Source organism: Nibribacter koreensis (assembly GCF_039541795.1).
GTDB classification, from domain to species: domain Bacteria; phylum Bacteroidota; class Bacteroidia; order Cytophagales; family Hymenobacteraceae; genus Nibribacter; species Nibribacter koreensis.
Genome location: NZ_BAABGX010000001.1, coordinates 311,372 through 331,850, shown reverse-complemented (window position 1 = coordinate 331,850; position 20,479 = coordinate 311,372). Strand labels below are relative to the sequence as shown.

The 20,479-nt window shown below is 49.8% G+C and carries 21 protein-coding genes; 16 read left to right on the top strand and 5 right to left on the bottom strand.

The window, feature by feature from the left end; all coding sequences use genetic code 11:
- Positions 1-16: 16 nt before the first annotated feature.
- Genes ABD880_RS01355 through rsmA form a run of 3 tightly spaced genes read right to left on the bottom strand, consistent with a single transcriptional unit; the run spans position 17 to position 3,115 of the window.
- Complete coding sequence (locus ABD880_RS01355; protein ID WP_345161552.1) at positions 17-982, bottom strand: NAD(P)-dependent oxidoreductase; 966 nt, start codon at positions 980-982, stop codon at positions 17-19.
- Positions 983-987: 5 nt separating this feature from the next.
- Positions 988-2,340: a magnesium transporter gene (mgtE, locus tag ABD880_RS01350; protein WP_345161550.1), complete on the bottom strand. Its 1,353-nt coding sequence runs from the start codon at positions 2,338-2,340 to the stop codon at positions 988-990.
- Positions 2,330-3,115: a 16S rRNA (adenine(1518)-N(6)/adenine(1519)-N(6))-dimethyltransferase RsmA gene (rsmA, locus tag ABD880_RS01345; RefSeq protein WP_345161548.1), complete on the bottom strand. Its 786-nt coding sequence runs from the start codon at positions 3,113-3,115 to the stop codon at positions 2,330-2,332. Before rsmA ends, mgtE begins: the two co-directional genes overlap by 11 nt.
- A 54-nt stretch (positions 3,116-3,169) precedes the next feature.
- On the opposite strand from rsmA, the gene ABD880_RS01340 reads away from it, so the two are divergent.
- The 9 genes from ABD880_RS01340 to accC all read left to right on the top strand — a co-directional run bounded on the left by ABD880_RS01340 (position 3,170) and on the right by accC (position 11,265).
- Positions 3,170-4,606 (top strand): leucyl aminopeptidase family protein, encoded by a 1,437-nt coding sequence (locus ABD880_RS01340; protein ID WP_345161546.1) that lies wholly within the window; start codon positions 3,170-3,172, stop codon positions 4,604-4,606.
- Positions 4,607-4,609: 3 nt separating this feature from the next.
- Positions 4,610-5,620 (top strand): 4-hydroxythreonine-4-phosphate dehydrogenase PdxA, encoded by a 1,011-nt coding sequence (gene pdxA, locus ABD880_RS01335; protein ID WP_345161544.1) that lies wholly within the window; start codon positions 4,610-4,612, stop codon positions 5,618-5,620.
- Between the two features lie 140 nt (positions 5,621-5,760).
- Positions 5,761-6,312: a YceD family protein gene (locus ABD880_RS01330; RefSeq protein ID WP_345161543.1), complete on the top strand. Its 552-nt coding sequence runs from the start codon at positions 5,761-5,763 to the stop codon at positions 6,310-6,312.
- Between the two features lie 37 nt (positions 6,313-6,349).
- Positions 6,350-6,544, top strand: a complete 195-nt coding sequence (gene rpmF / locus ABD880_RS01325) for a 50S ribosomal protein L32 (RefSeq protein ID WP_066510210.1) — start codon at positions 6,350-6,352, stop codon at positions 6,542-6,544.
- Positions 6,545-6,608: 64 nt separating this feature from the next.
- Positions 6,609-7,553 (top strand): phosphate acyltransferase PlsX, encoded by a 945-nt coding sequence (gene plsX / locus ABD880_RS01320; protein ID WP_345161539.1) that lies wholly within the window; start codon positions 6,609-6,611, stop codon positions 7,551-7,553.
- Between the two features lie 30 nt (positions 7,554-7,583).
- Positions 7,584-8,582, top strand: a complete 999-nt coding sequence (locus ABD880_RS01315; protein ID WP_345161537.1) for a beta-ketoacyl-ACP synthase III — start codon at positions 7,584-7,586, stop codon at positions 8,580-8,582.
- Positions 8,583-8,705: 123 nt separating this feature from the next.
- The gene (gene efp / locus ABD880_RS01310) at positions 8,706-9,269 is read left to right on the top strand and encodes an elongation factor P (RefSeq protein WP_345161536.1); all 564 of its coding nucleotides are present in this window, start codon (positions 8,706-8,708) and stop codon (positions 9,267-9,269) included.
- Positions 9,270-9,273: 4 nt separating this feature from the next.
- A complete protein-coding gene (gene accB, locus ABD880_RS01305) occupies positions 9,274-9,765 on the top strand; it encodes an acetyl-CoA carboxylase biotin carboxyl carrier protein (protein WP_345161534.1) in 492 nt (163 codons plus the stop codon).
- A 156-nt stretch (positions 9,766-9,921) separates the two neighbouring features.
- Positions 9,922-11,265, top strand: a complete 1,344-nt coding sequence (accC, locus tag ABD880_RS01300) for an acetyl-CoA carboxylase biotin carboxylase subunit (protein ID WP_345161532.1) — start codon at positions 9,922-9,924, stop codon at positions 11,263-11,265.
- 158 nt (positions 11,266-11,423) lie between these two features.
- Here accC and ABD880_RS01295 read toward each other — a convergent pair whose 3' ends face one another.
- Both ABD880_RS01295 and ABD880_RS01290 read right to left on the bottom strand, forming a co-directional pair.
- Complete coding sequence (locus ABD880_RS01295; RefSeq protein WP_345161530.1) at positions 11,424-11,999, bottom strand: DUF3109 family protein; 576 nt, start codon at positions 11,997-11,999, stop codon at positions 11,424-11,426.
- Between the two features lie 138 nt (positions 12,000-12,137).
- Positions 12,138-12,536: a hypothetical protein gene (locus ABD880_RS01290; protein WP_345161528.1), complete on the bottom strand. Its 399-nt coding sequence runs from the start codon at positions 12,534-12,536 to the stop codon at positions 12,138-12,140.
- Between the two features lie 315 nt (positions 12,537-12,851).
- On the opposite strand from ABD880_RS01290, the gene ABD880_RS01285 reads away from it, so the two are divergent.
- The 7 genes from ABD880_RS01285 to ABD880_RS01255 all read left to right on the top strand — a co-directional run bounded on the left by ABD880_RS01285 (position 12,852) and on the right by ABD880_RS01255 (position 20,404).
- A complete protein-coding gene (locus ABD880_RS01285; protein ID WP_345161526.1) occupies positions 12,852-15,089 on the top strand; it encodes an ATP-dependent helicase in 2,238 nt (745 codons plus the stop codon).
- A gap of 194 nt (positions 15,090-15,283) precedes the next feature.
- On the top strand, positions 15,284-15,943 hold the full coding sequence (locus ABD880_RS01280) for a DUF4290 domain-containing protein (RefSeq protein WP_345161524.1): 660 nt from the start codon (positions 15,284-15,286) through the stop codon (positions 15,941-15,943).
- Positions 15,944-15,949: 6 nt separating this feature from the next.
- Positions 15,950-17,254 (top strand): UDP-N-acetylglucosamine 1-carboxyvinyltransferase, encoded by a 1,305-nt coding sequence (gene murA, locus ABD880_RS01275; protein WP_345161522.1) that lies wholly within the window; start codon positions 15,950-15,952, stop codon positions 17,252-17,254.
- 314 nt (positions 17,255-17,568) lie between these two features.
- On the top strand, positions 17,569-17,997 hold the full coding sequence (locus ABD880_RS01270) for a thioredoxin family protein (RefSeq protein WP_345161520.1): 429 nt from the start codon (positions 17,569-17,571) through the stop codon (positions 17,995-17,997).
- A complete protein-coding gene (locus ABD880_RS01265) occupies positions 17,998-18,957 on the top strand; it encodes an FAD:protein FMN transferase (protein WP_425575817.1) in 960 nt (319 codons plus the stop codon).
- Positions 18,958-18,998: 41 nt separating this feature from the next.
- Complete coding sequence (locus tag ABD880_RS01260; protein WP_066512859.1) at positions 18,999-19,181, top strand: DUF4266 domain-containing protein; 183 nt, start codon at positions 18,999-19,001, stop codon at positions 19,179-19,181.
- 11 nt (positions 19,182-19,192) lie between these two features.
- Complete coding sequence (locus ABD880_RS01255) at positions 19,193-20,404, top strand: DUF3570 domain-containing protein (RefSeq protein ID WP_345161513.1); 1,212 nt, start codon at positions 19,193-19,195, stop codon at positions 20,402-20,404.
- Positions 20,405-20,479: the final 75 nt, after the last annotated feature.

Genomic DNA, 20,479 nt, shown 5'->3' with positions numbered 1-20,479 from the left:
AACAGCCCAAAAACGGTTAATGGCCATGGGTTTGCAAGTAAGTGGTTAACTTCTTTACCAAGACCTCATTAATGCGTTGGTAGGACTCATGCGTCCAACCGGCAATATGCGGCGTTAATACTACGCGAGGGTGTTCAAATAAGTATTCCAAGTGCTTTTGCTGGTCTGGGGTAAGTGTAGAGAGTTTTTCGTTCTCAAGCACATCCAACGCAGCACCCAGCACCTTGCCGTGCTTCAGCCCTTTCACCAGCGTGGCGTGGTCCACTACCTCTCCCCTGGCGGTATTGAGCAACCAAAACGGATTCTGAAATTTTTCAATGAAGGCCTCATTCACAAAATAACGGTTTTCCTGAGTGTACGGAATGTGTAAACTCAGGACATCGGCCCGTTCCTGGATTTCTTCCAGCACACACAAATTAACATAAGAAAAGGGATTGTTGACTTTTTGCTGATCATAGGCTAGCACCTCACAATCAAAGCCCGCCAGCCGCTTGGCAAAGGCCTGGCCCATGTTGCCGTAACCAATCAGGCCAATAGTTTTTCCGCCAATCTCCTCTCCCCGGTTTTCCTCGCGCAGCCACAAGCCTTTCCGTACCTGGGCATCACCAGAATTAATCTTCCGAAACAAAGTTAATAGCAATCCCAAGGTGTGCTCTCCTACTGCGTCTCTATTTCCTTCGGGGGCGTTGAGCAAGATGATGTTGTGCTTCTCTAGTACGCCGTCGTCAATGTTGTCTAGCCCGGCACCCGCTCTGGCCACTACCTTCAGGCGCGGGGAGGAAGCTACCAATTCTTCGGTGACTCTTAGTTTGCTGCGCACCATGAGCATATCATAGAACGGCAACAACTCTGCTACCTGGTCCTTCTTGATGTGGGGTACGTAGGTTACTTCCACGGCCATGTTCTCCAGCATGGGCAAGAGGCTCTCATGCATGAGGTCAATAATGAGACACCGGAATCTATTGGAAGAAGAAGTAAGCATAAAAACTACAGATTATACAGCGAGTGCGCCACCATAAAGTATACGGCTAAGCCCAGCAAGTCATTAGCGGTGGTGATGAAAGGTCCGGCGGCCACAGCAGGGTTTACCCCAAACCGGTCCAGAATCATGGGCGTGACGGTTCCCATAAAAGAAGCCAGCAATACCACGCTAAACAAGGCCACGGACACGACAATAGACAGTGTGAAATCCACATTGAACAACACGTTGAACCCCATCACCAAGCCAGACATTACTAAGCCATTGATCACGGCCACCAGCAACACTTTAATAATACGTTGCGCGAAGTTGTCAAACATCACTGTCTTATTGGCCAGTGTCTGAATAATAATGGAGGAGGATTGAATGCCTACGTTTCCGCCGGTAGCGGTGATAAGCGGTGTGAACATGGCCAGGGCCGGAATGATGGCAATGTCGCCTTCAAAGAGACCAATGAACTTGGCACCCAGCAAACCACCCACCATGCCCACCATAAGCCACGGCAGACGCGCTCTGGACAACCTGAACACGCTATCATCCTCTTCAATGTTCTCGGTAATACCCGTCATCAACTGACGGCTCAGCTCGGCTTGCTCCTGAATCACGTCAATGACGTCATCAATGGTAATACGACCTAATAAGCGTCCCTGAATGTTGACCACGGGAATGGCGTCCAGGTCATATTTCTGCATGACGGTGGCCACCTCCTGCTCGTCTTTATAAGACTCAATGGCAATGACATCATCGTCGTAAATCTGGGAGATGGGCGTGTTGTCATTAGTGAGGATGAGCGTTTTCATGCCTAGCCTGCCCACCAGTTTGTCGCGGTCGTCTACCACGTAAATGGCATAGACTTTCTCTACTTCTTCGGCCTGGCGTCTTATTTCTTCAATGCACTGCCCTACCCGCCAGTTGATGTTCACTTTGATTAACTCCTTGGCCATGAGACCGCCGGCGCAGTCTTCGTCATAGTGCAAGAGGTCAATAATGTCGGCTACCTGTTCCTGATCCTCCAGCAAGGCGATGATTTCCTCTTTGCGCTGCACGGGCTGCTCGTTGAGCAAATCCACGGCGTCATCTGAATCCATCTGGCCCAGGTAGCGGGCAATCTCCTCGGTGGTGAAGTTCTTCAGGAAGCTGGTGCGCACATCCGAATCCAGGTCAGAGAGAATCTCGGCGCCTACGTCTGAAGGCAGAATGTCGATGACGTACTTGCTTTGCTCCGCATTGAGTTCATACAGCACCGTGGTGATGTCGGCGGCGTACATCTCCTCCATGTTAGAGAGGATGAACTCGCTGTCGCGGCGCTCAACAGCGTCTTCTATCTGATCAATGAACTCGCGGGTAATCTCAGACTGCATGTTGTATCTGAATCTGGTGAGTCAGTTGAATGAAATCCTGCACGGAAAGCTGTTCGGCGCGCTTGTCAAACAAGGGCACCTTGGTCATCTCCTCGGGAAGGTTGAAGGGCTTCAAGCAGTTTCTAAGCGTCTTGCGGCGCGTGGCAAAGCTGGCTTTCACCACCTTTACAAACAGCTTCTCATCCACGGGCAGGGTTTCTACCTTGTTGCGGGTTAACCGGATGACCGCCGACTTTACCTTGGGTGGCGGATTGAAAACGTTCTCATGCACCGTGAACAGGTACTCAATGTCATAGAAAGCCTGCAAGAGCACGCTCATGATGCCATAGGTTTTGGAGCCGTGCGGGGCCGCAATACGCTCTGCCACTTCTTTCTGCAACATGCCCACCACCTCGGGTACTTGGTTTCTGTGGTCCAGTACCTTGAAAAGAATCTGGGTGGAGATGTTGTAGGGGAAGTTGCCAATCACGCAGAAAGGTCCGTCAAACAGCGTTTTTAGGTCGGTTTTCAGGAAATCAGCTAAAAGTACGCGACCCTCTAATTGCGGAAAATGCTCGTTGAGCCAGGCAATGGACTCGCGGTCAATGTCTACGATGGTGGTCTGGTACTCTGGATGCTGAATCAAAAACTGCGTGAGCACGCCCATGCCGGGTCCTACTTCCAAGACGTGTTTGGCACCATTGGGCAGGCGCAGGGCCTCCACAATATCCTGGGCTATCTTGAGGTCGGTGAGAAAATGCTGACCTAGGTGTTTCTTGGGCTGGACGAGCTTCACTGGTTTTCGGTTTCCGTTTGTTAAGGCTATATTGCAGCCAAAGATACACATCTTATGCGCACAGAACTGACATACTCCGCAACATTAGCCGAGCCTACCAGCAAGGCTGTATTGGTTTCAGGCCGTGACCAAACCCTCCAAACCCAATTCTCAGCAGATGAACTCACGTTCATCCAGCGGCAATTGGAGCTTAAAAGCAACGTGGTCACGCTCAACAGATATACGCATCAGGTGTATTTGGTGTACACAGAAGCGAAAAAGAAACAAACCGACACCAACGAGGCCTGGCGCAAAGCTGGACATGCCCTGCACCAACGCCTCTCCGCAGATAAAGTAGAGCACATTGCCCTCATAGATACCACGGGCGCAGACGCCGCCCTGTTTGTAGCCGAAGGCCTGGTCTTGAGCAATTACTCTTTCCTGAAGTACAAAACCGAGAAGGCCACGCCGCCCACGTTGCAGAAAGTAACGGTGACCGGTGACAGTTACAACGAAACTCAAATCCAGGAGACCGCCAACCTGTTGCACGCCGTGTACCAGACCCGCGACCTCATCAACACCCCGCATAACCAGCAGACGGCCACCTTGCTCACCGAGCAGATTCAGGAGATGCTGGAAGGCACGGACGTGAAAGTGGAGATTCTGGATGAGGTACAAATCCAGTCCCTGAAGATGGGTGGACTTTTAAGCGTAAGCCAGGCCAGCGATGAATCCCCTACCTTCTCTATTTTAGAATGGAAGCCTGAAAACGCCACTAATGAGCAACCGGTGGTATTAGTAGGCAAAGGCGTGGTGTATGACACCGGCGGATTGAGCCTGAAGCCTACGCCTAACTCCATGGACTACATGAAGTCAGACATGTCAGGAGCCGCCGCCGTGGCCGGAACCATCACCGCCTTGGCTAAAAACAAGGTGCCTTTGCACGTGATTGGCTTGATTCCGGCCACAGACAACTTAATCAGTGGCAAAGGCTTCGCGCCGGGTGATGTGATTACCATGCACAGCGGCCATACCGTGGAGGTTTTGAACACCGACGCTGAGGGCCGTTTGATTTTGGCGGATGCCCTGCATTTCGCTAAGAAGTACAACCCTTCATTGGTCATTGACATCGCCACCCTGACCGGAGCCGCCGCCAGAGCCATTGGCCGCGAAGGCATTGTGATGATGGGTACGGCAGACCATTTAGTAAAAACAGACTTGAAACTGGCCGGTGACCTGGCGCATGAGCGTCTGGTGGAATTCCCGTTGTGGGAAGAGTATCAAGACCACTTGAAGTCTGACATAGCCGACTTGAAGAACATTGGCGGCGCGGAAGCTGGTGCCATCTCGGCGGGAAAATTCTTAGAGTTCTTCACCAACTACCCTTGGATTCACCTGGACATTGCGGGTACCGCCTATTTGCTAAGCCCAGACAGCTACCGAGGCAAGAACGCCACGGGTACCAGCGTGCGCTTGTTGTATCATTTCCTAACGTCTCTGGCTACGGCCTAATCTATGGAGCAAAAGAACAAAGTAAGGATAGGCATTACCATTGGTGATGTAAGCGGCATAGGCCCCGAGGTGATTTTAAAGACCTTGGCAGACAACCGCGTCTTGCATTACTGTACCCCAATTATCTACGGCACAGCGAACGCCATCAACTTTTACCGCAAGCAACTGGCGCTGGAGAATTTCAGCTTTCAAGTGATTCCTTCTGCTGACCAGGCCCAACCACGCAAAGTGAACGTGCTCAACTGTCAGGAAGAGGAACTGGACTTCGCGCCGGGTAAGCCTTCTGCCGCTACGGGTACCTTGGCCAGACTAGCCTTGCTCAAAGCCGCCGAAGACTTAAAAGCCGGCTTGATTCAGGCAGTGGTGACGGCTCCCATTGACAAGGACAACATCCAAGGCGAAGGCTTTCAATTCCCGGGTCACACCGAGTTTTTCACGCATTACTTTGACGCCCCTGAGAGCCTTATGTTCTTAGTGGCAGACAAATTGCGCGTGGCTACGGCCACCGGCCATATTGCTATAAAAGAAGTGGCCTCGCGCATCACGCCAGAGTTGCTCATCAGAAAACTGACCATTCTGGATAGCTCACTGCGCAAGGATTTTGGCATTCAGAAACCTAAGATTGCGGTTTTGGGCCTGAACCCCCACGCCGGCGAGAATGGTTTGTTGGGTACAGAGGAGGCAGAGATTATTTCACCAGTCATCGAACAATTAAAAGCGAAGGGAAACCTGGTGTTTGGTCCATTTCCGGCAGACGGTTTCTTCGGCACGCGCAGTTATGAGAAGTTTGACGCTACGCTGGCTTTGTACCATGACCAAGGCTTGATTCCGTTTAAAACCCTGGCCTTTGAGCGGGGCGTGAACTTTACCGCTGGTTTGCCTGTGGTGCGCACCTCCCCTGACCATGGCACGGCTTATAACATTGCCGGGCAGAACAAGGCAGATGAGACCTCGTTCAGAGAAGCCTTGTTTGCGGCATTGGACATCTTGAAGGCGCGTACGCCGTTAGTGTAGAATGAACTAGTACCGTTTTTGGGCTGTTTCCAGCAAAACACCTCAAAAACGACAATAACTAATCATCGCAAAAAAGGCATCTGTATTTTATTATACGAATATTCTTGCTAATTTTGCGACTTGCAAAAAAAGTCTGCAACGTGAAGGAGATAAAGAAGTACGATATCCATTTGACCAAACTCAGCAACAAGACGCATGAGTATGAGTTTGAATTGGGTAACCCGTTCTTTGAGATGTTCAGCCAGGAATTGATTCACGGCGGCAACTTAAAGGCGCGCGTAGTGCTAAAGAAGTCGGAGCTTTTACTGCATTTCACTTTCTACATTAACGGTGAGGTACGCGTTACCTGTGACCGCAGCCTGGAGGAGTTCAACCTGCCTTTAGACATAGAAAGAGTACTGTTGGTGCGCTTTGGTCCAGAAGATTTAGAAATGGACGAGAACGTATTGCAGATTGTACCAGAGACTCAGTTCATAAATATTGCCCAGCACCTCTATGATTTCATAGGCTTGGCAGTACCCATGAAGAAACTGCACCCTCGGTTTATAGAGGAGGCAGGTGATGAGGACGAAGAGGATGAGTCAGAAGGACTCTTAATCTACACCACTGGCACAGCAGATGAAGAAGAGGACGACGATGACGAGGACGGTCCGGTGGACCCTCGTTTTGAAGCCCTGCGTAAGATTAAGTAAATAAGTTTTTAAACCAATTTTGTAATAATTACCTGAGATGGCACATCCTAAGCGAAAAATCTCCAAAACCAGAAGAGATAAGAGAAGAACGCACGACAAGCTTACTGAAAAGGCTATTGCTACCTGCCCAACTACGGGTGAGGTTCACCAATACCACAGAGCTTATGTAGTGGACGGTGACTTATACCACAACGGTAAAGTGGCTATTAAAAATTACGCCTCTGTTGCTTAATAAAGCTTGTCTTTTCAGGCTTTATTTTAGTTACTTGTAGGATAGTTACGCAAATACCCTTTACATGAAAATAGCTCTGGATGCGATGGGCGGCGACTTTGCCCCCGAAGCTGTTGTAGAAGGCGCCATCAAGGCCGCTGAGACACTGAAAGACGAGGTACAGATTATCCTTATTGGAAAAGAAGACCTTATTCACCCTCTCCTGCAAAAGCACGGTTATACCGGCTCCAGAATTAAGGTAGTACACGCGTCTCAAGTGATTGAGATGGGTGAGCACCCTACCAAAGCATTGACACAAAAACCGGATTCGAGCATTGCCGTGGGGTATGGCATGCTCGCCTCCAAAAAAGCAGACGCCTTCTGCAGCGCCGGTAACACCGGTGCCATGCTGGTAGGCGCTGTGTTTAGCGTAAAGCAAGTGGAAGGGATTTTACGCCCTGCCCTTGCCAGCTTTATTCCTAAACTGTCTGGCGGCTACGGCATCATGCTGGACGTGGGCGCCATTGCAGACTGCAAGCCAGAGATTCTGGACCAGTTTGGCTTAATTGGCTCCTTGTACGCAGAGTATGTCTTCAACATAGACAAACCACGCGTAGGCCTCATGAACTTGGGGGAGGAAGAAGGGAAAGGCACCATGCTCACCCAGCCTACTTACAAGCTTCTCAAAGAAAACAAATCCATCAACTTTATCGGTAACATTGAAGGGCGCGACCTGTTCAATGACAAAGCAGACGTGATTGTCTGTGACGGTTTTACCGGTAACGTCATCCTCAAAATGGCTGAGTCTATCTTTGACATAATCCATGAAAAGCAAATCTCTGACCCGTTCTTTGACCGTTTCAACTATGAGGCGGTAGGCGGCAGCCCCATCCTGGGCGTGAACGGCAATGCCATCATTGGCCACGGCGTCTCTACTCCTACGGCCATCTGCAACATGGTGCACCTGGCTAACAGAATGGCCGAGGCCAAGATAGCAGAGCGACTCAAAAAAAGTTTTAGCGCCAGGTAAGCGCTTTCCCATTACAAGCCTCAGAAGATTATGAGTAAGATAACCGCGGCAATTACGGGCGTGAGCGGCTATGCCCCTGACTATATCATGACCAACAAAGAGTTGGAGACCATGGTAGACACCAATGATGAGTGGATTGTCAGCAGGACCGGCATTAGTGAGAGACGCATCCTCAAAGGCGAAAACCAAGGTACCTCCGCCATCGCTATCCCAGCCGTACTGGACCTTCTCAAAAAAACCAACACCAAGCCAGAAGAGGTAGAACTGCTTATCTGCGCCACCACCACCCCAGACATGGTGTTCCCGGCTACGGCCAACATCATCACTGCTGAGACCGGTTTGGTGAATGCTTTTGGCTATGACATCCAGGCAGCTTGCTCTGGCTTTCTTTTTGCCTTGGCTACCGGCGCTCAGTTTATTGAGACGGGCAAATACAAGAAAATAATCATAGTGGGCGCAGACAAGATGTCTTCTATTGTAGACTATACAGACCGCGCCACGTGCATCATCTTCGGGGATGGTGGCGGAGCCGTCATGCTAGAGCCTAACACAGAAGGGCTGGGCATCCAAGACAGCATCTTAAAGTCTGATGGCTCTGGCGCTCAGTTCCTGCACATGAAAGCAGGTGGCAGCCGCAAGCCGGCCACTGCAGAGACCGTGGCAGCCCGTGAGCACTTTGCCTACCAGGAAGGCCAGCAGGTATTCAAGTTTGCCGTGAAGGGCATGGCAGACGTCTCTGCCGAGGTCATGGAACGCAACAATCTGACCGCTGACGATGTGGCCTGGTTAGTGCCACACCAAGCCAACAAGCGCATTATTGATGCCACGGCCAATCGCATGGGCGTGGGCTCTGAGAAAGTGATGCTCAACATCCAGAAATACGGTAATACCACCAGCGGCACCATTCCTTTGTGTCTGTGGGAGTATGAGCCACAGTTAAAAAAAGGCGACAACCTTATTCTGGCGGCCTTTGGCGGTGGCTTCACCTGGGGTGCCATCTACTTGAAATGGGCATATGACCCTAAGTAATCCATCAGTGTTTTTATACAGTTTTCCTATATAAATCAAGAAATTCGGCTATCTTTGGCCGAATTTTTTTTGTGTAAATACGAAGCATTTCGGCTTCCCATTTTTTGAAAATAACGCATTACTATGGCAACTACCGCTGATTTTCGCAACGGGCTATGCATTGAATTCAACGGCGACTTGTGGCTCATCTCTGAGTTTCAACACGTGAAACCAGGCAAGGGTCCCGCTTTCGTGCGCACTAAATTAAAAAACATCAAAACCGGCAAAGTGGTAGACAATACCTTTACGGCTGGTATCAAGGTGACTACTGCCCGCGTAGAGCAACGTCCGCACCAGTTCATCTTTAAAGATGACTATGGCTACAACTTCATGGACGCCAACACCTTTGAGCAGGTGACCTTGAATGAAAAGTTGGTTCCTTTTGCAGATTTGATGAAAGAAGGCCAGGAAGTGACTATCTTGTTCCACGCAGAGACAGAGACGCCGTTAACCGCTGAACTGCCTACCTATGTTGAGCTGACCGTTACGTATACAGAGCCTGGTATCAAAGGAGACACGGCCACCAACGCTTCTAAACCTGCCATAGTAGAAACAGGAGCCACTATTACCGTTCCTTTGTTTATTGGAATGGACGAAAAAATTAAAGTAGACACGCGTACTTATTCATACGCCGAACGAGTAAAATAACCCTATGAAAGCTAAGGAACTACAAGAACTCATTGATTTCATCGCGAAATCTGGTTTGAACAAAGTGGACATTGAGACAGAAGAATTCAAGATCTCTGTACAACGTGAGCCTAACCAGAAAGTAAGCTACGTAACAGGTGGCGCTCCTGCCCAACAGTCGGCCCCTGCTCCCGTGCAGCAAGCTGCCCCGCAAGTGGCTGCTCCTGCTCCGGCCGCTCCATCGGCGCCTGCCGCACCGGCAGACGACAGCAGCCGTTACGTGGCCATCAAAGCTCCTATGATTGGTACCATGTACCGCTCAGCCAACCCAGAGTCTCCAGCGTTTGTGAATGTGGGTGATGAGGTGAAGAAAGGTCAGGTTATCTGTATCATTGAGGCCATGAAGCTGTTCAATGAGATTGAGTCTGAGGTATCTGGCCGCATTGTGAAAGTCTTGACCGACAACGCAACGCCTGTTGAGTACGACCAACCTTTGTTCCTGGTAGATCCTAGTTAATGTGCTAATTGATTAATGTGCTGATGTGCTAATGTTTGTATTAGGCAGAATCCGTAGGCGCATGCCTCTTTCTGCAAATACATTGTAAGCAGCTCATCAGCACATTATTTATTTGTCATAGCACATTAGCACATCCACTAATTAGCACATTAAACAATGTTCAAAAAAATACTAATCGCTAACCGGGGCGAGATTGCGTTGCGGATCATCCGTACCTGCAAAGAGATGGGCATTAAGACGGTGGCCGTTTACTCTACCGCCGACAAGGAAAGCCTGCACGTGCGCTTCGCAGATGAGGCCGTATGCATTGGTCCCGCTCCTAGCCCGCTTTCTTACCTGAACATGCCCAGCCTGATTGCCGCTGCTGAGATCACCAACGCAGACGCCATTCACCCGGGCTACGGTTTCCTTTCTGAAAACGCTGAGTTCTCCAGAATCTGTGCCGAAAACGGCATCAAGTTCATTGGCGCCAGCCCTGAGATGATCAACTCCATGGGAGACAAATCGTCTGCCAAGGAGTACATGAAAAGAGCCGGCGTACCTACCATTCCAGGTTCTGAGGGTCTATTGGACTCTGCTGAGCAAGGCAAGAAACTGGCCGCTAAAATCAAATACCCGGTCATCATCAAGGCTACGGCCGGTGGTGGTGGACGCGGTATGCGCATCATCAAATCTGAGGACGAGTTTGACAAGGCCTGGAACGATGCCCGTCAGGAAGCCAAAGCCGCTTTCGGGAACGACGGCATGTATCTGGAGAAATTTGTAGAAGAGCCCCGCCACATTGAAATCCAGATTGTGGGAGATCAGTTTGGAAAGGTATGCCACTTGTCTGAGCGTGACTGTTCTATCCAGCGCCGTCACCAGAAACTGATTGAGGAAACGCCATCGCCGTTCATTGATGATGAATTGCGTGAGCGTATGGGCCAGGCGGCCATTGCCGGTGCCGCCGCCATCAACTATGAAGGTGTGGGTACCATTGAGTTCCTGGTAGACAAGCACAAGGATTTCTACTTCATGGAGATGAACACCCGTATTCAGGTGGAGCATCCTATCACCGAAGAAGTGGTGAACTATGACTTGATCAAGGAGCAGATCAAGGTAGCCGCTGGTATTCCAATCTCAGGGAAGAACTACTACCCGCAAATGCACGCCATTGAGTGTCGTATCAACGCAGAGGACCCGAAGGCGGGCTTCCGTCCTAGCCCGGGTAAGATCACTACGTTGCACATACCAGGTGGTCACGGGGTACGCGTAGACACGCACGTGTATGCGGGCTACACCATCCCGGCCAACTATGACTCCATGATTGCCAAGCTAATTGTAAGCGCCCAAACGCGTGAAGAGGCTTTGGTGAAGATGAAGCGTGCCTTGAGCGAATTTGTGATTGAGGGTGTAAAAACCACTATTCCTTTCCACTTGGCCATGATGGACGATGAAGGGTTCAAATCTGGCGAGTTCACCACCAGCTACTTAGACAACTACGATTTCACGAAATTGTAATCTTAAGAATTGCACAAAAGAAAAGGCCCACAAACTAAGTTTGTGGGCCTTTTCTTTTGTGCAATTCTTTTTGCAGTCTGCTAACAATGAGAAAGCCGTTTTTGGTCTGTTTTCCTGAAAACAGACCAAAAACGGCTTTCTCTAAAACTTCTAACCAACTATTTAGCTAATTCCTCACTGGCCACCATGGCGTCCAGTTCATTGAACCACTCCTCACCGTATCTTCTAATCAAAGGCTCGCGCAAGAACTTGTAGACCGGCACGCCCAGCTCAGCCCCGAAGGAACAGGCAGGATTGCAGATTTCCCAGCGGTCATAGTTTAGTGCCTCAAAACCATCGTACTTGGTGATTCTGATTGGGTATAAATGACAGGAGATGGGCTTCTTCCAGGAGATTTTCCCGTCCAGGTAAGCGGCCTCAATGGCGCATTTCAGGGTGAGGTTCTCATCATAGATGGCGTAGGCGCATTCACGGTTGCCAATGGTGGTGGTGCTAAAGTCTCCGTCAAACTCCTCAATGTAAAGGCCTTGCTCCTCCACGGCCTTCACCCCTTCTAAAGACATGTAGGGCTTTACGTGTTCGTAGACTTCGGCTAAGACAGAAAGCTCTTCTTTCTCCAGGGGTGCGCCTAAATCACCTTCCACGCAGCAGGCTCCTTTACATTTGTCCAGGTTGCAGACAAAGAACTTGTCTTTCAAGTCGTCAGAGAGGACGGTATTTTGCAGTACTATCATTACAAGTCAATTTCAGGAGAAGGACAAAAGTACCGGGATTTAAGTTCGGCTACAAATGATGGGAACGGCACATGGTTTTCCCTAAAAAAGAAAAGTAGCCGTTTTTGGGCTACTTTCTGGAAAACAGGCTAAAATCGGTTAGTCCTCTAGTACCCATTCCTCGGCGTCTGGAACGCTCTGGAAGTACCGGGTGTCAAAAGGGACTATGCCTGCTGCCTTGATGAACATATTCTCCACCGCCATTTTGTTGAAGAGGTCTTCTGCCACCACCACGGCCATTTTGCGCAGTTGACCAGCCTTCGCAAATTGCACGGCCCATTCTTTAGCGGTCCATTCCTGGTCTGCGGGCCGTATGGCTTTGGCCTTAGTATTATTGCCAATCCACAGTTTGACAGGCTTTTCCTGCACCAGTTTCAGGTAAAGGTTTAAAATGCTGCGGTAGTCTTCACTGTTGGCGAAGTCGTGCCATTCTGTAAATACCAGCTGACGCGCCTCGTCATACTGGATGGTGATGATGTCGTTCTCAAAATAAATCATGGTAGTTCCCCCGAACTGGCTTATAAGCCCTTTAATTTATTTAGTCAAACCGTAAAAGTAGGGCTTCTGTGTACAAACATAAAATCTGAGGGGATGTTTTTACCCATCTTCTCTACCATATCGCCAGATGGTGGCACACAGGAAGACTGAATTTCTTTCATGCTGTCACCCTCTTGACTAGCTAAGACTAAACTTAAGATGCCAAAACTGGCGGTTCTTTCCCTTTCTGGCTAAAGACCTTAGCCAATGGCCAAAGAAGTGTGATCTTATTTCCGTAATTTTGTGTTCTCCTAGACAGAAAGAATACTTGTGAGCATGGATTATCTCAAACTCCTGAATGAGTCACAGCGCGCCGCTGTTTTAAATACTGAAGGCCCTTGTATGATCATTGCCGGTGCGGGCTCGGGCAAAACCAGAGTACTTACTTACCGCATTGCGCATTTGCTGGAAAAGGGCGTTGATCCTTTCAATATACTCTCTTTGACCTTTACCAACCGGGCGGCCAAAGAGATGCGCGGCCGTATTGAGAAAGTAGTGGGCCCCGAGGCTAAGAACCTCTGGATGGGCACTTTTCACTCCGTTTTCTCCCGCATTCTACGTGCCGAGGCTACTAAAATAGGCTATCCTAGCCATTTCACCATCTATGACTCTGATGACTCCAAGACGCTCATCAGGAACATTGTAAAGGAAATGAACCTGGACGACAAGCTCTACAAACCAAACGTGGTGTTAGGCAGAATCTCCGGGGCGAAGAACAAACTTATCTCGGTGGCCCAATACCTGCGGGATGCTTCTATTCAGGCCGACGACGAGGCGGCCTTAAGACCTAAGATTGGGCAGATTTTCAAGACCTACCAGGAGCGTTGCTTTAAGGCGGGCGCTATGGACTTTGACGATTTGCTCTTCAACACCAATGTGCTCTTCAGGGACCATGTGGATGTCTTGAACAAGTACCAGAACATCTTTAAATACGTGATGGTGGATGAGTACCAGGATACCAACTACAGTCAGTACCTCATTACCCGTAAGCTAGCCGCCAAAGACCGCAACATCTGCGTAGTGGGTGATGACGCCCAGAGTATCTATGCGTTCAGGGGTGCGGATATTACCAACATCCTCAATTTTGAGCGTGACTATCCTGAGCTGGCGGTTTTCAAACTGGAGCAGAACTACCGCTCTACCCAGCATATTGTAAAGGCGGCGAACAGCGTCATCAAGAACAACAAGGCCCAGCTGCGCAAAGACGTTTTTTCTGAAAACGAGGAAGGCAATCTAGTGGACGTGATTAAAGCCAGCTCTGACAACGAGGAAGGCAAGCTGGTAGCGCACGCCATCTTTGAGGAGAAGATGAACCAGCACCTCTCTTATGAGGACTTCGCCATTTTGTACCGCACCAACGCCCAGTCACGGGCTATGGAAGAGGCCCTGCGCAAGATGAACATCAAGTACCGCATTGTGGGCGGCTTGTCGTTCTACCAGCGCAAGGAGATCAAGGACTTGATTTCTTACTTACGTCTGTCCATCAACCACAACGACGAGCAGGCCCTGCGCCGCATCATCAACTACCCTAAACGCGGAATTGGTGATACTACCGTGGAGAAACTGATTGTGACGGCCAATGACACCAACCACAGCATCTGGGAAGTGGTGAGCCATGCCTCGCAGTTGGGCATGGGCCGCGCCGGCGTGGCCATTGACGAGTTTGCCACCAAGATTAAGAGTTTTGCCATTGTAGCTGAGCAAAAAGACGCCTTTGAGGCCGCTACTTATATTGCCAAGCATTCGGGCTTGGTAGATGATTTGTACTCAGATAAAACCGTGGAGGGCTTGGCCCGGTATGAGAACATTCAGGAGCTCTTGAACGCCATCAAGGAGTTTGTGGATGACCCTGAGAAAGAAGACAAGAGCCTGCCGTCTTTCTTGCAGGACATTGCGCTCCTGACGGATGCAGACACCAAGAAAGAAGAAGAAGGCGAGTACGTGACCATGATGACCATCCACTCGGCCAAGGGTCTTGAGTTCCGGAACGTGTTCATAGTGGGCATGGAGGAGAACCTGTTCCCTAGCCAGATGATGCTATCGTCGCGCGCTGATCTGGAGGAGGAGCGCCGTCTGTTCTACGTGGCCATCACGCGCGCCGAAAAGAAGCTGACCCTCTCCTACGCCACCAGCCGCTACCAGTGGGGCAACCTGCGGGCCGCTGAAAAAAGCCGTTTTATTGACGAGATTGACCCAAGCTACCTGAACTTCAAGTTTGGCGATGAGCGCGGACCGTTTGAGAAGGTGCTACAGCGCAAAACACCGGTGAGCCAGCTCATCACGCCCGCCAAAAAACCTGCCGCTGCGCCTAACTACACGCCGTCTCCGGACTTTACGCCTAGTGATACCTCTAACCTACAGGCGGGTATGCGCGTAGAGCATCCTAAATTCGGGTTTGGCACCGTTACTAAAATGGACACCCAGGGCAATAGCACTAAAGCCATCATTGAGTTTGAGGGCGTAGGTGAGAAAACCCTGCTATTGAGTTTTGCCAAGCTCAAGGTGCACGCATAAAAGAGATTTAAGACGCTAGATTTAAGACATAAGACTTTCTTTTTATATCCGTTTTTGGGCTGTTTTCATGAAAACAGCCCAAAAACGGATAGTTTATTGTGCATAGGCATATTATCTTGTGTCTTATGTCCTGTGTCTTGCGTCTTACCTCAGTATAAATTCCTAATTTTGACCAAGCAATTCATCCCATCAACATGGTAGCCAGTTCTACATTTAAACAAGAGCTTTTATTGAGAGAGTACGGCCGCAACGTGCAGAACATTGTGCAGTACATCTTGACCGTAGAAGACCGTACCAAGCGTACCCAGTTGGCCCAGCTTCTGGTGAACCTCATGGGCAGGCTTAACCCCAACGTGAAAGACATCCAGGATGCGCAACAAACGCTCTGGAACCATTTGTACGTAATGGCCGACGGGAAGCTGGATGTAGACGCGCCGTTCACCTTGAGCGCCATGGACTACCTCAATGACAAACCTCAGCGCGTAGAATATCCTAAGAACACGCCCAAATACATGCACTACGGCTCCAACCTGGAAAGCCTCATTGAGAAGGCCACCCAGATTCAGGACCCGGTTGAGAAAGAGGCCGCCATCATCTCGGTTGGCAAGCTCATGAAAGTCTTGTACCGCACGTACAACAAAGACAGCGTGTCTGACCAGGTCATCTTAGAGAACCTGAGAGACTTGTCTAAAGGACAGCTGGATTTGGACGCCTCGCTATTAGAGAAAGGTGGATTGTTTGACAGCACCATCAAAACGTCACAGGGACCTGGCAACAACTACAGCAATAGCAGTAACCAGAAGAACAAAGGCGGTCAGCAGAATAAGTATCAGAATAACCGTAAGAATAAATAAGTACGCATGGCTTCTTTTGAAGTATTGGGTGGCCGCCCATTAAACGGCGAGATTATCCCGCAAGGGGCGAAGAATGAAGCTTTGCAGATTCTTTGCGCAGTGCTCTTAACTTCAGAGCCTGTGGTGATTACCAACGTCCCTAACATCAGGGATGTGAATAAACTCATTGAGCTGTTACGTGACATGGGCGTTAAGGTGGAGCAAAATGCGCCTGACACCTACACGTTCCAAGCCGTTGACATAAACCTGGATTACCTTTCTACCCAGCCCTTTGTGGAGCAGGCTAGAGCCATTAGAGGTTCTGTCATGATCATGGGGCCTTTGTTGGCACGTTTTGGGATGGCGAAGTTGCCAAAGCCCGGCGGAGACAAAATTGGCCGCAGAAGGCTGGACACCCACTTCATCGGGTTTGAGAAACTGGGCGCTACCTTCCAGTATGACTCACAGGACAGCTTCTACCATCTGGAGGGCAAAAACCTGAAGGGTACCTACATGCTTCTGGATGAGGCTTCTGTGACGGGCACGGCCAACATTGCCATGGCCGCTGTTTTGGCTGAAGGCATCACCACCATCTACAACGCCGCCTGTGAGCCGTACTTGCAGCAATTGTGTAAGATGCTAAACCGCATGGGTGCCAAGATATCAGGCATAGGGTCTAACATGCTCATCATTGAAGGCGTGGAGAAATTGGGAGGTACTGAGCACCGCATGCTCCCAGACATGATTGAGATTGGCTCTTTCATTGGTTTAGCAGGCATGACCGGTTCTGAGATTACCATCAAGAACGCACAAATCCATGAGCTAGGCTTAATCCCGGATACGTTCCGTAGGTTGGGCATTAACATGGAGTTCAGAGGGGATGACATCTTCATTCCGGCGCAGGACAGCTACGAGATTGACACCTATATTGACGGTTCCATTCTAACTGTCTCTGACCATACCTGGCCGGGCTTCACTCCTGACTTGTTGAGCGTGGCTTTAGTAGTTGCTACGCAAGCCAAAGGAACGGTTTTGATTCATCAGAAGATGTTTGAGAGCCGCCTGTTCTTCGTGGACAAACTTATTGACATGGGTGCGCAGATTATCTTATGTGACCCACACCGCGCCACGGTGATTGGCCAGAACAAACAAGTGCCTTTACGCGGTATTGACATGGTGTCTCCAGACATCAGAGCGGGTGTTGCCTTGTTATTGGCCGCCCTTTCTGCCGAAGGCCGTAGCGTGATCCATAACATTGAACAAATTGACCGTGGCTACCAGAACATTGATGGCCGCCTGAACGCTATAGGGGCTTCAATCACACGTATCTAAGCTCTTGCCTATAAGTTATTTTATTAAAGAGGAAGCCCTAAAAGCTTCCTCTTTTTTTATGTCTTACGCTGTATGCCATCAGTCCCGTTTTTAGCCTTATTTGCTGAAAACAGGCTAAAAACGACTGTACCTCATTATTTAATCCTAATGGTTGTGTCAACTTTCTTATCACAAATCTTGGTTAAACCATTTAAAATCAGGGTTTTTAAGAAATCTTGTAGTAGTGCTCATCAGGAACCAAGTAAGGCATGGTGATTGTCTAATAGATAGACCCGTTGCTACCCAACTTCCATCCTACTGTTAACCTTAAAATTATGAACCTTCTATTCGTATTCCTGAGTGCGTGGTTTCTGTCTGGAAATCCAACGTGGTTAAAAGACATAGAGCAAGCCAAGAAAATCTCCCATGAAACCCATAAGTACATCTTAGTCAACTTCTCTGGCTCTGACTGGTGCGGCCCTTGCATTAAACTAGAAAAGCAGATTTTTGAGAATCCGGAGTTCCAGGAGTTTGCATCTGAGAATTTGGTGCTGCTGAACGCCGACTTCCCCCGGTTGAAGAAGAACCAGCTGGACAAGGCACAGATGAGCCTCAATGAAAAACTAGCCGAACAGTATAACAAAAGCGGTATTTTTCCTTTAACATTGCTCCTAGACGAAAACGGCAAGGTGGTGAAGAAGTGGGAAGGCATTCCCGCCAAAGACGCCCCGGCCTTTATAGCGCAACTGAAAACGACAAAATAAGTGAACCACTCAGATTCCCCCCCAGCCAAAGTGCCGCAGTTGTTTAGACGGGTCCAGAAGCTGATGGGGAATCGGTTTGAGTTGACGGTGGCTAGTCCCAGCCAAGAGGCCGCTGACGCCGTGATAGACGCGGCTATTGTAGAGATACAGCACATTGAGGGGTTGCTTACCACATTCTCAGACACTAGCGAAACGCACCAGATAAATGCCAACGCAGGTATTGCCCCGGTTATCCCTTCTCCCGAGGTCTACGACCTCATCCAGCGGTCCCTCCGGATCTCAGAATTAACGCAGGGCGCTTTTGACATCACGTACGGCGGGGTAGACAAAAGCCTCTGGAACTTTGACCCGCACATGACGGCGCTACCCTCCAAGGAAGTAGCCCAGGCTTCGGTTAAGCTGGTCAATTACCAGAACGTCCTTCTAAATCCTAAAGACAAGAGTGTTTTTTTAAAGCACAAAGGCATGCGCATTGGGTTTGGCGGCATTGGCAAAGGCTACGCCGCTGAACGGGCCAAAAGCATACTCCTGAAACTAGGCGTGCAGTGTGGCATTGTAAACGCGGCCGGCGACTTATGCGCCTGGGGCCATCAGCCGAATGGGCAGGCTTGGACCATTGGCATTGCAGACCCTAACGCCAAGCACCAACCTTTCTCGCAGATAAACATCTCCAACCTGGCGGTGGCAACATCTGGCAACTATGAAAAATTTGCCATCATTGACGGTAAAAAATACAGCCACACCATTAATCCAAAAACTGGATTGCCCGTTACAGGTATAAAGAGCGTCACCATCCTCTGCCCCAACGCAGAACTGGCAGACGCCATGGCCACGCCCGTGATGGTGATGGGCGTGCAAGTGGGCCTGGACCTCATCAACCAGATGAAGGACATTGCCTGCCTAGTGGTGGATGATGATAACCGAGTACACTGTTCCAAAAACATACGGCTGAAGGAATGAATGCTACATCCAGAAACGGCGCAAGGCTCCTACTGCTATTCATGGCAGGGAGCCTTTTTTCTTGCCAGACGGTACAGGAATATAATAAGATGTACCTCAATGACGCCGAGATGGTCTTGAACGCCCGTAAGGTGCAGAAGACAGAGTTGAACTTCTTGTTGTACCGCGAAGGGGCCTCTGGTGCCAACGGCGGTAAGACGGGCGGTGGTTGCGGTTGTAACTAACAGTTAAAAAGATGCAGAAAATCTATCTTCACGCCTCGCTCTTCTTTCTGACCATCCTCAGCTCCTTCGGGCAGACCACGCAACCAGACAGTACTACCTTTAAAAGCAGGAAACTCAAAACCCAGGAGATTAATTTTGTCTCCAGCTACTACACCCAAGATGGGAACAACTCTGCCGTAACGGGTGGCATTGGCACCGAAAAGCTCACCGACGTAGCCACCACCTTTGACATTACCATGGCCAAAGGAGACGCGCAAAACCGATTACATTCCTTCAGGCTGGAGGTTGGCTTTGACCATTACTCGTCGGCGTCCTCAGACCTGATTGACCCCACCACCATCTCCTCTGCCAGCGCCAGAGACAACCGCATTTATCCTTCTCTCTCCTGGGTGATGCAGGACGATGTGAAAGGTTATTCCATGGGCGCAGGTGTTTCTGTCTCTACGGAGTATGACTACTTCTCTAAAGGCGTGAATATGAACTTCGCTAAATTCTCCAAGGACCGCAGCCGTGAGGTGGGCTTGTCTTTGAGCGCCTTCCTGGATTCTTGGAGCATGATCTACCCCATTGAGTTAAGGACCTTAGAAACGCCATCTGGCCCGGTAGACAATCCAGACGCGGGGGGCACCAATCCGCGCAACTCCTACAACGCCTCCGTGTCCTTGGCACAGGTCATCAATAAGCGTTTGCAAGCCTCTGCCATGTTAGACCTGGCCTATCAGACCGGGCAACTGGCCACGCCCTACCAGCGGGTGTATTTTACAGACAACTCAGTGCATGTAGAAAAACTGCCCGACAGCCGCGTGAAGATACCGGTGGGCCTGCGCCTGAATTACTTCGCCACGGACCGTATTCTGGTGAAGACCTTTTACCGTTTTTATACAGATGACTGGGGCATCACGGCGCATACCGCAGAGATTGAACTGCCCTACAAGTTGACGCCCTTCTTGTCGGTGTCGCCTTTCTACCGGTTCTACAGCCAGACAGCGGCAGATTATTTTGCGCCGTACAAAGAGCATTCTGCTCTAAATGAGTTCTACACCAGTGACTATGATCTCTCTAAATTTGTTAGCCACCTGTTTGGCTTGAACCTACGCTACAACTCAGCAGATGGGATTCTAGGTATCCATAAGCTGAACACGCTTGAAATGCGGTATGATCATTACAACCGGGACACAGGCTTGGTGGCAGATGCCGTGGCTTTGGCCGTGACGATCAAGTAATTCTGAAGGTATTCGAAATACTATCCGTTTTTAGCCTGTTTTGACCAAAAGAGCCCAAAAACGAAAGTCTTTGGG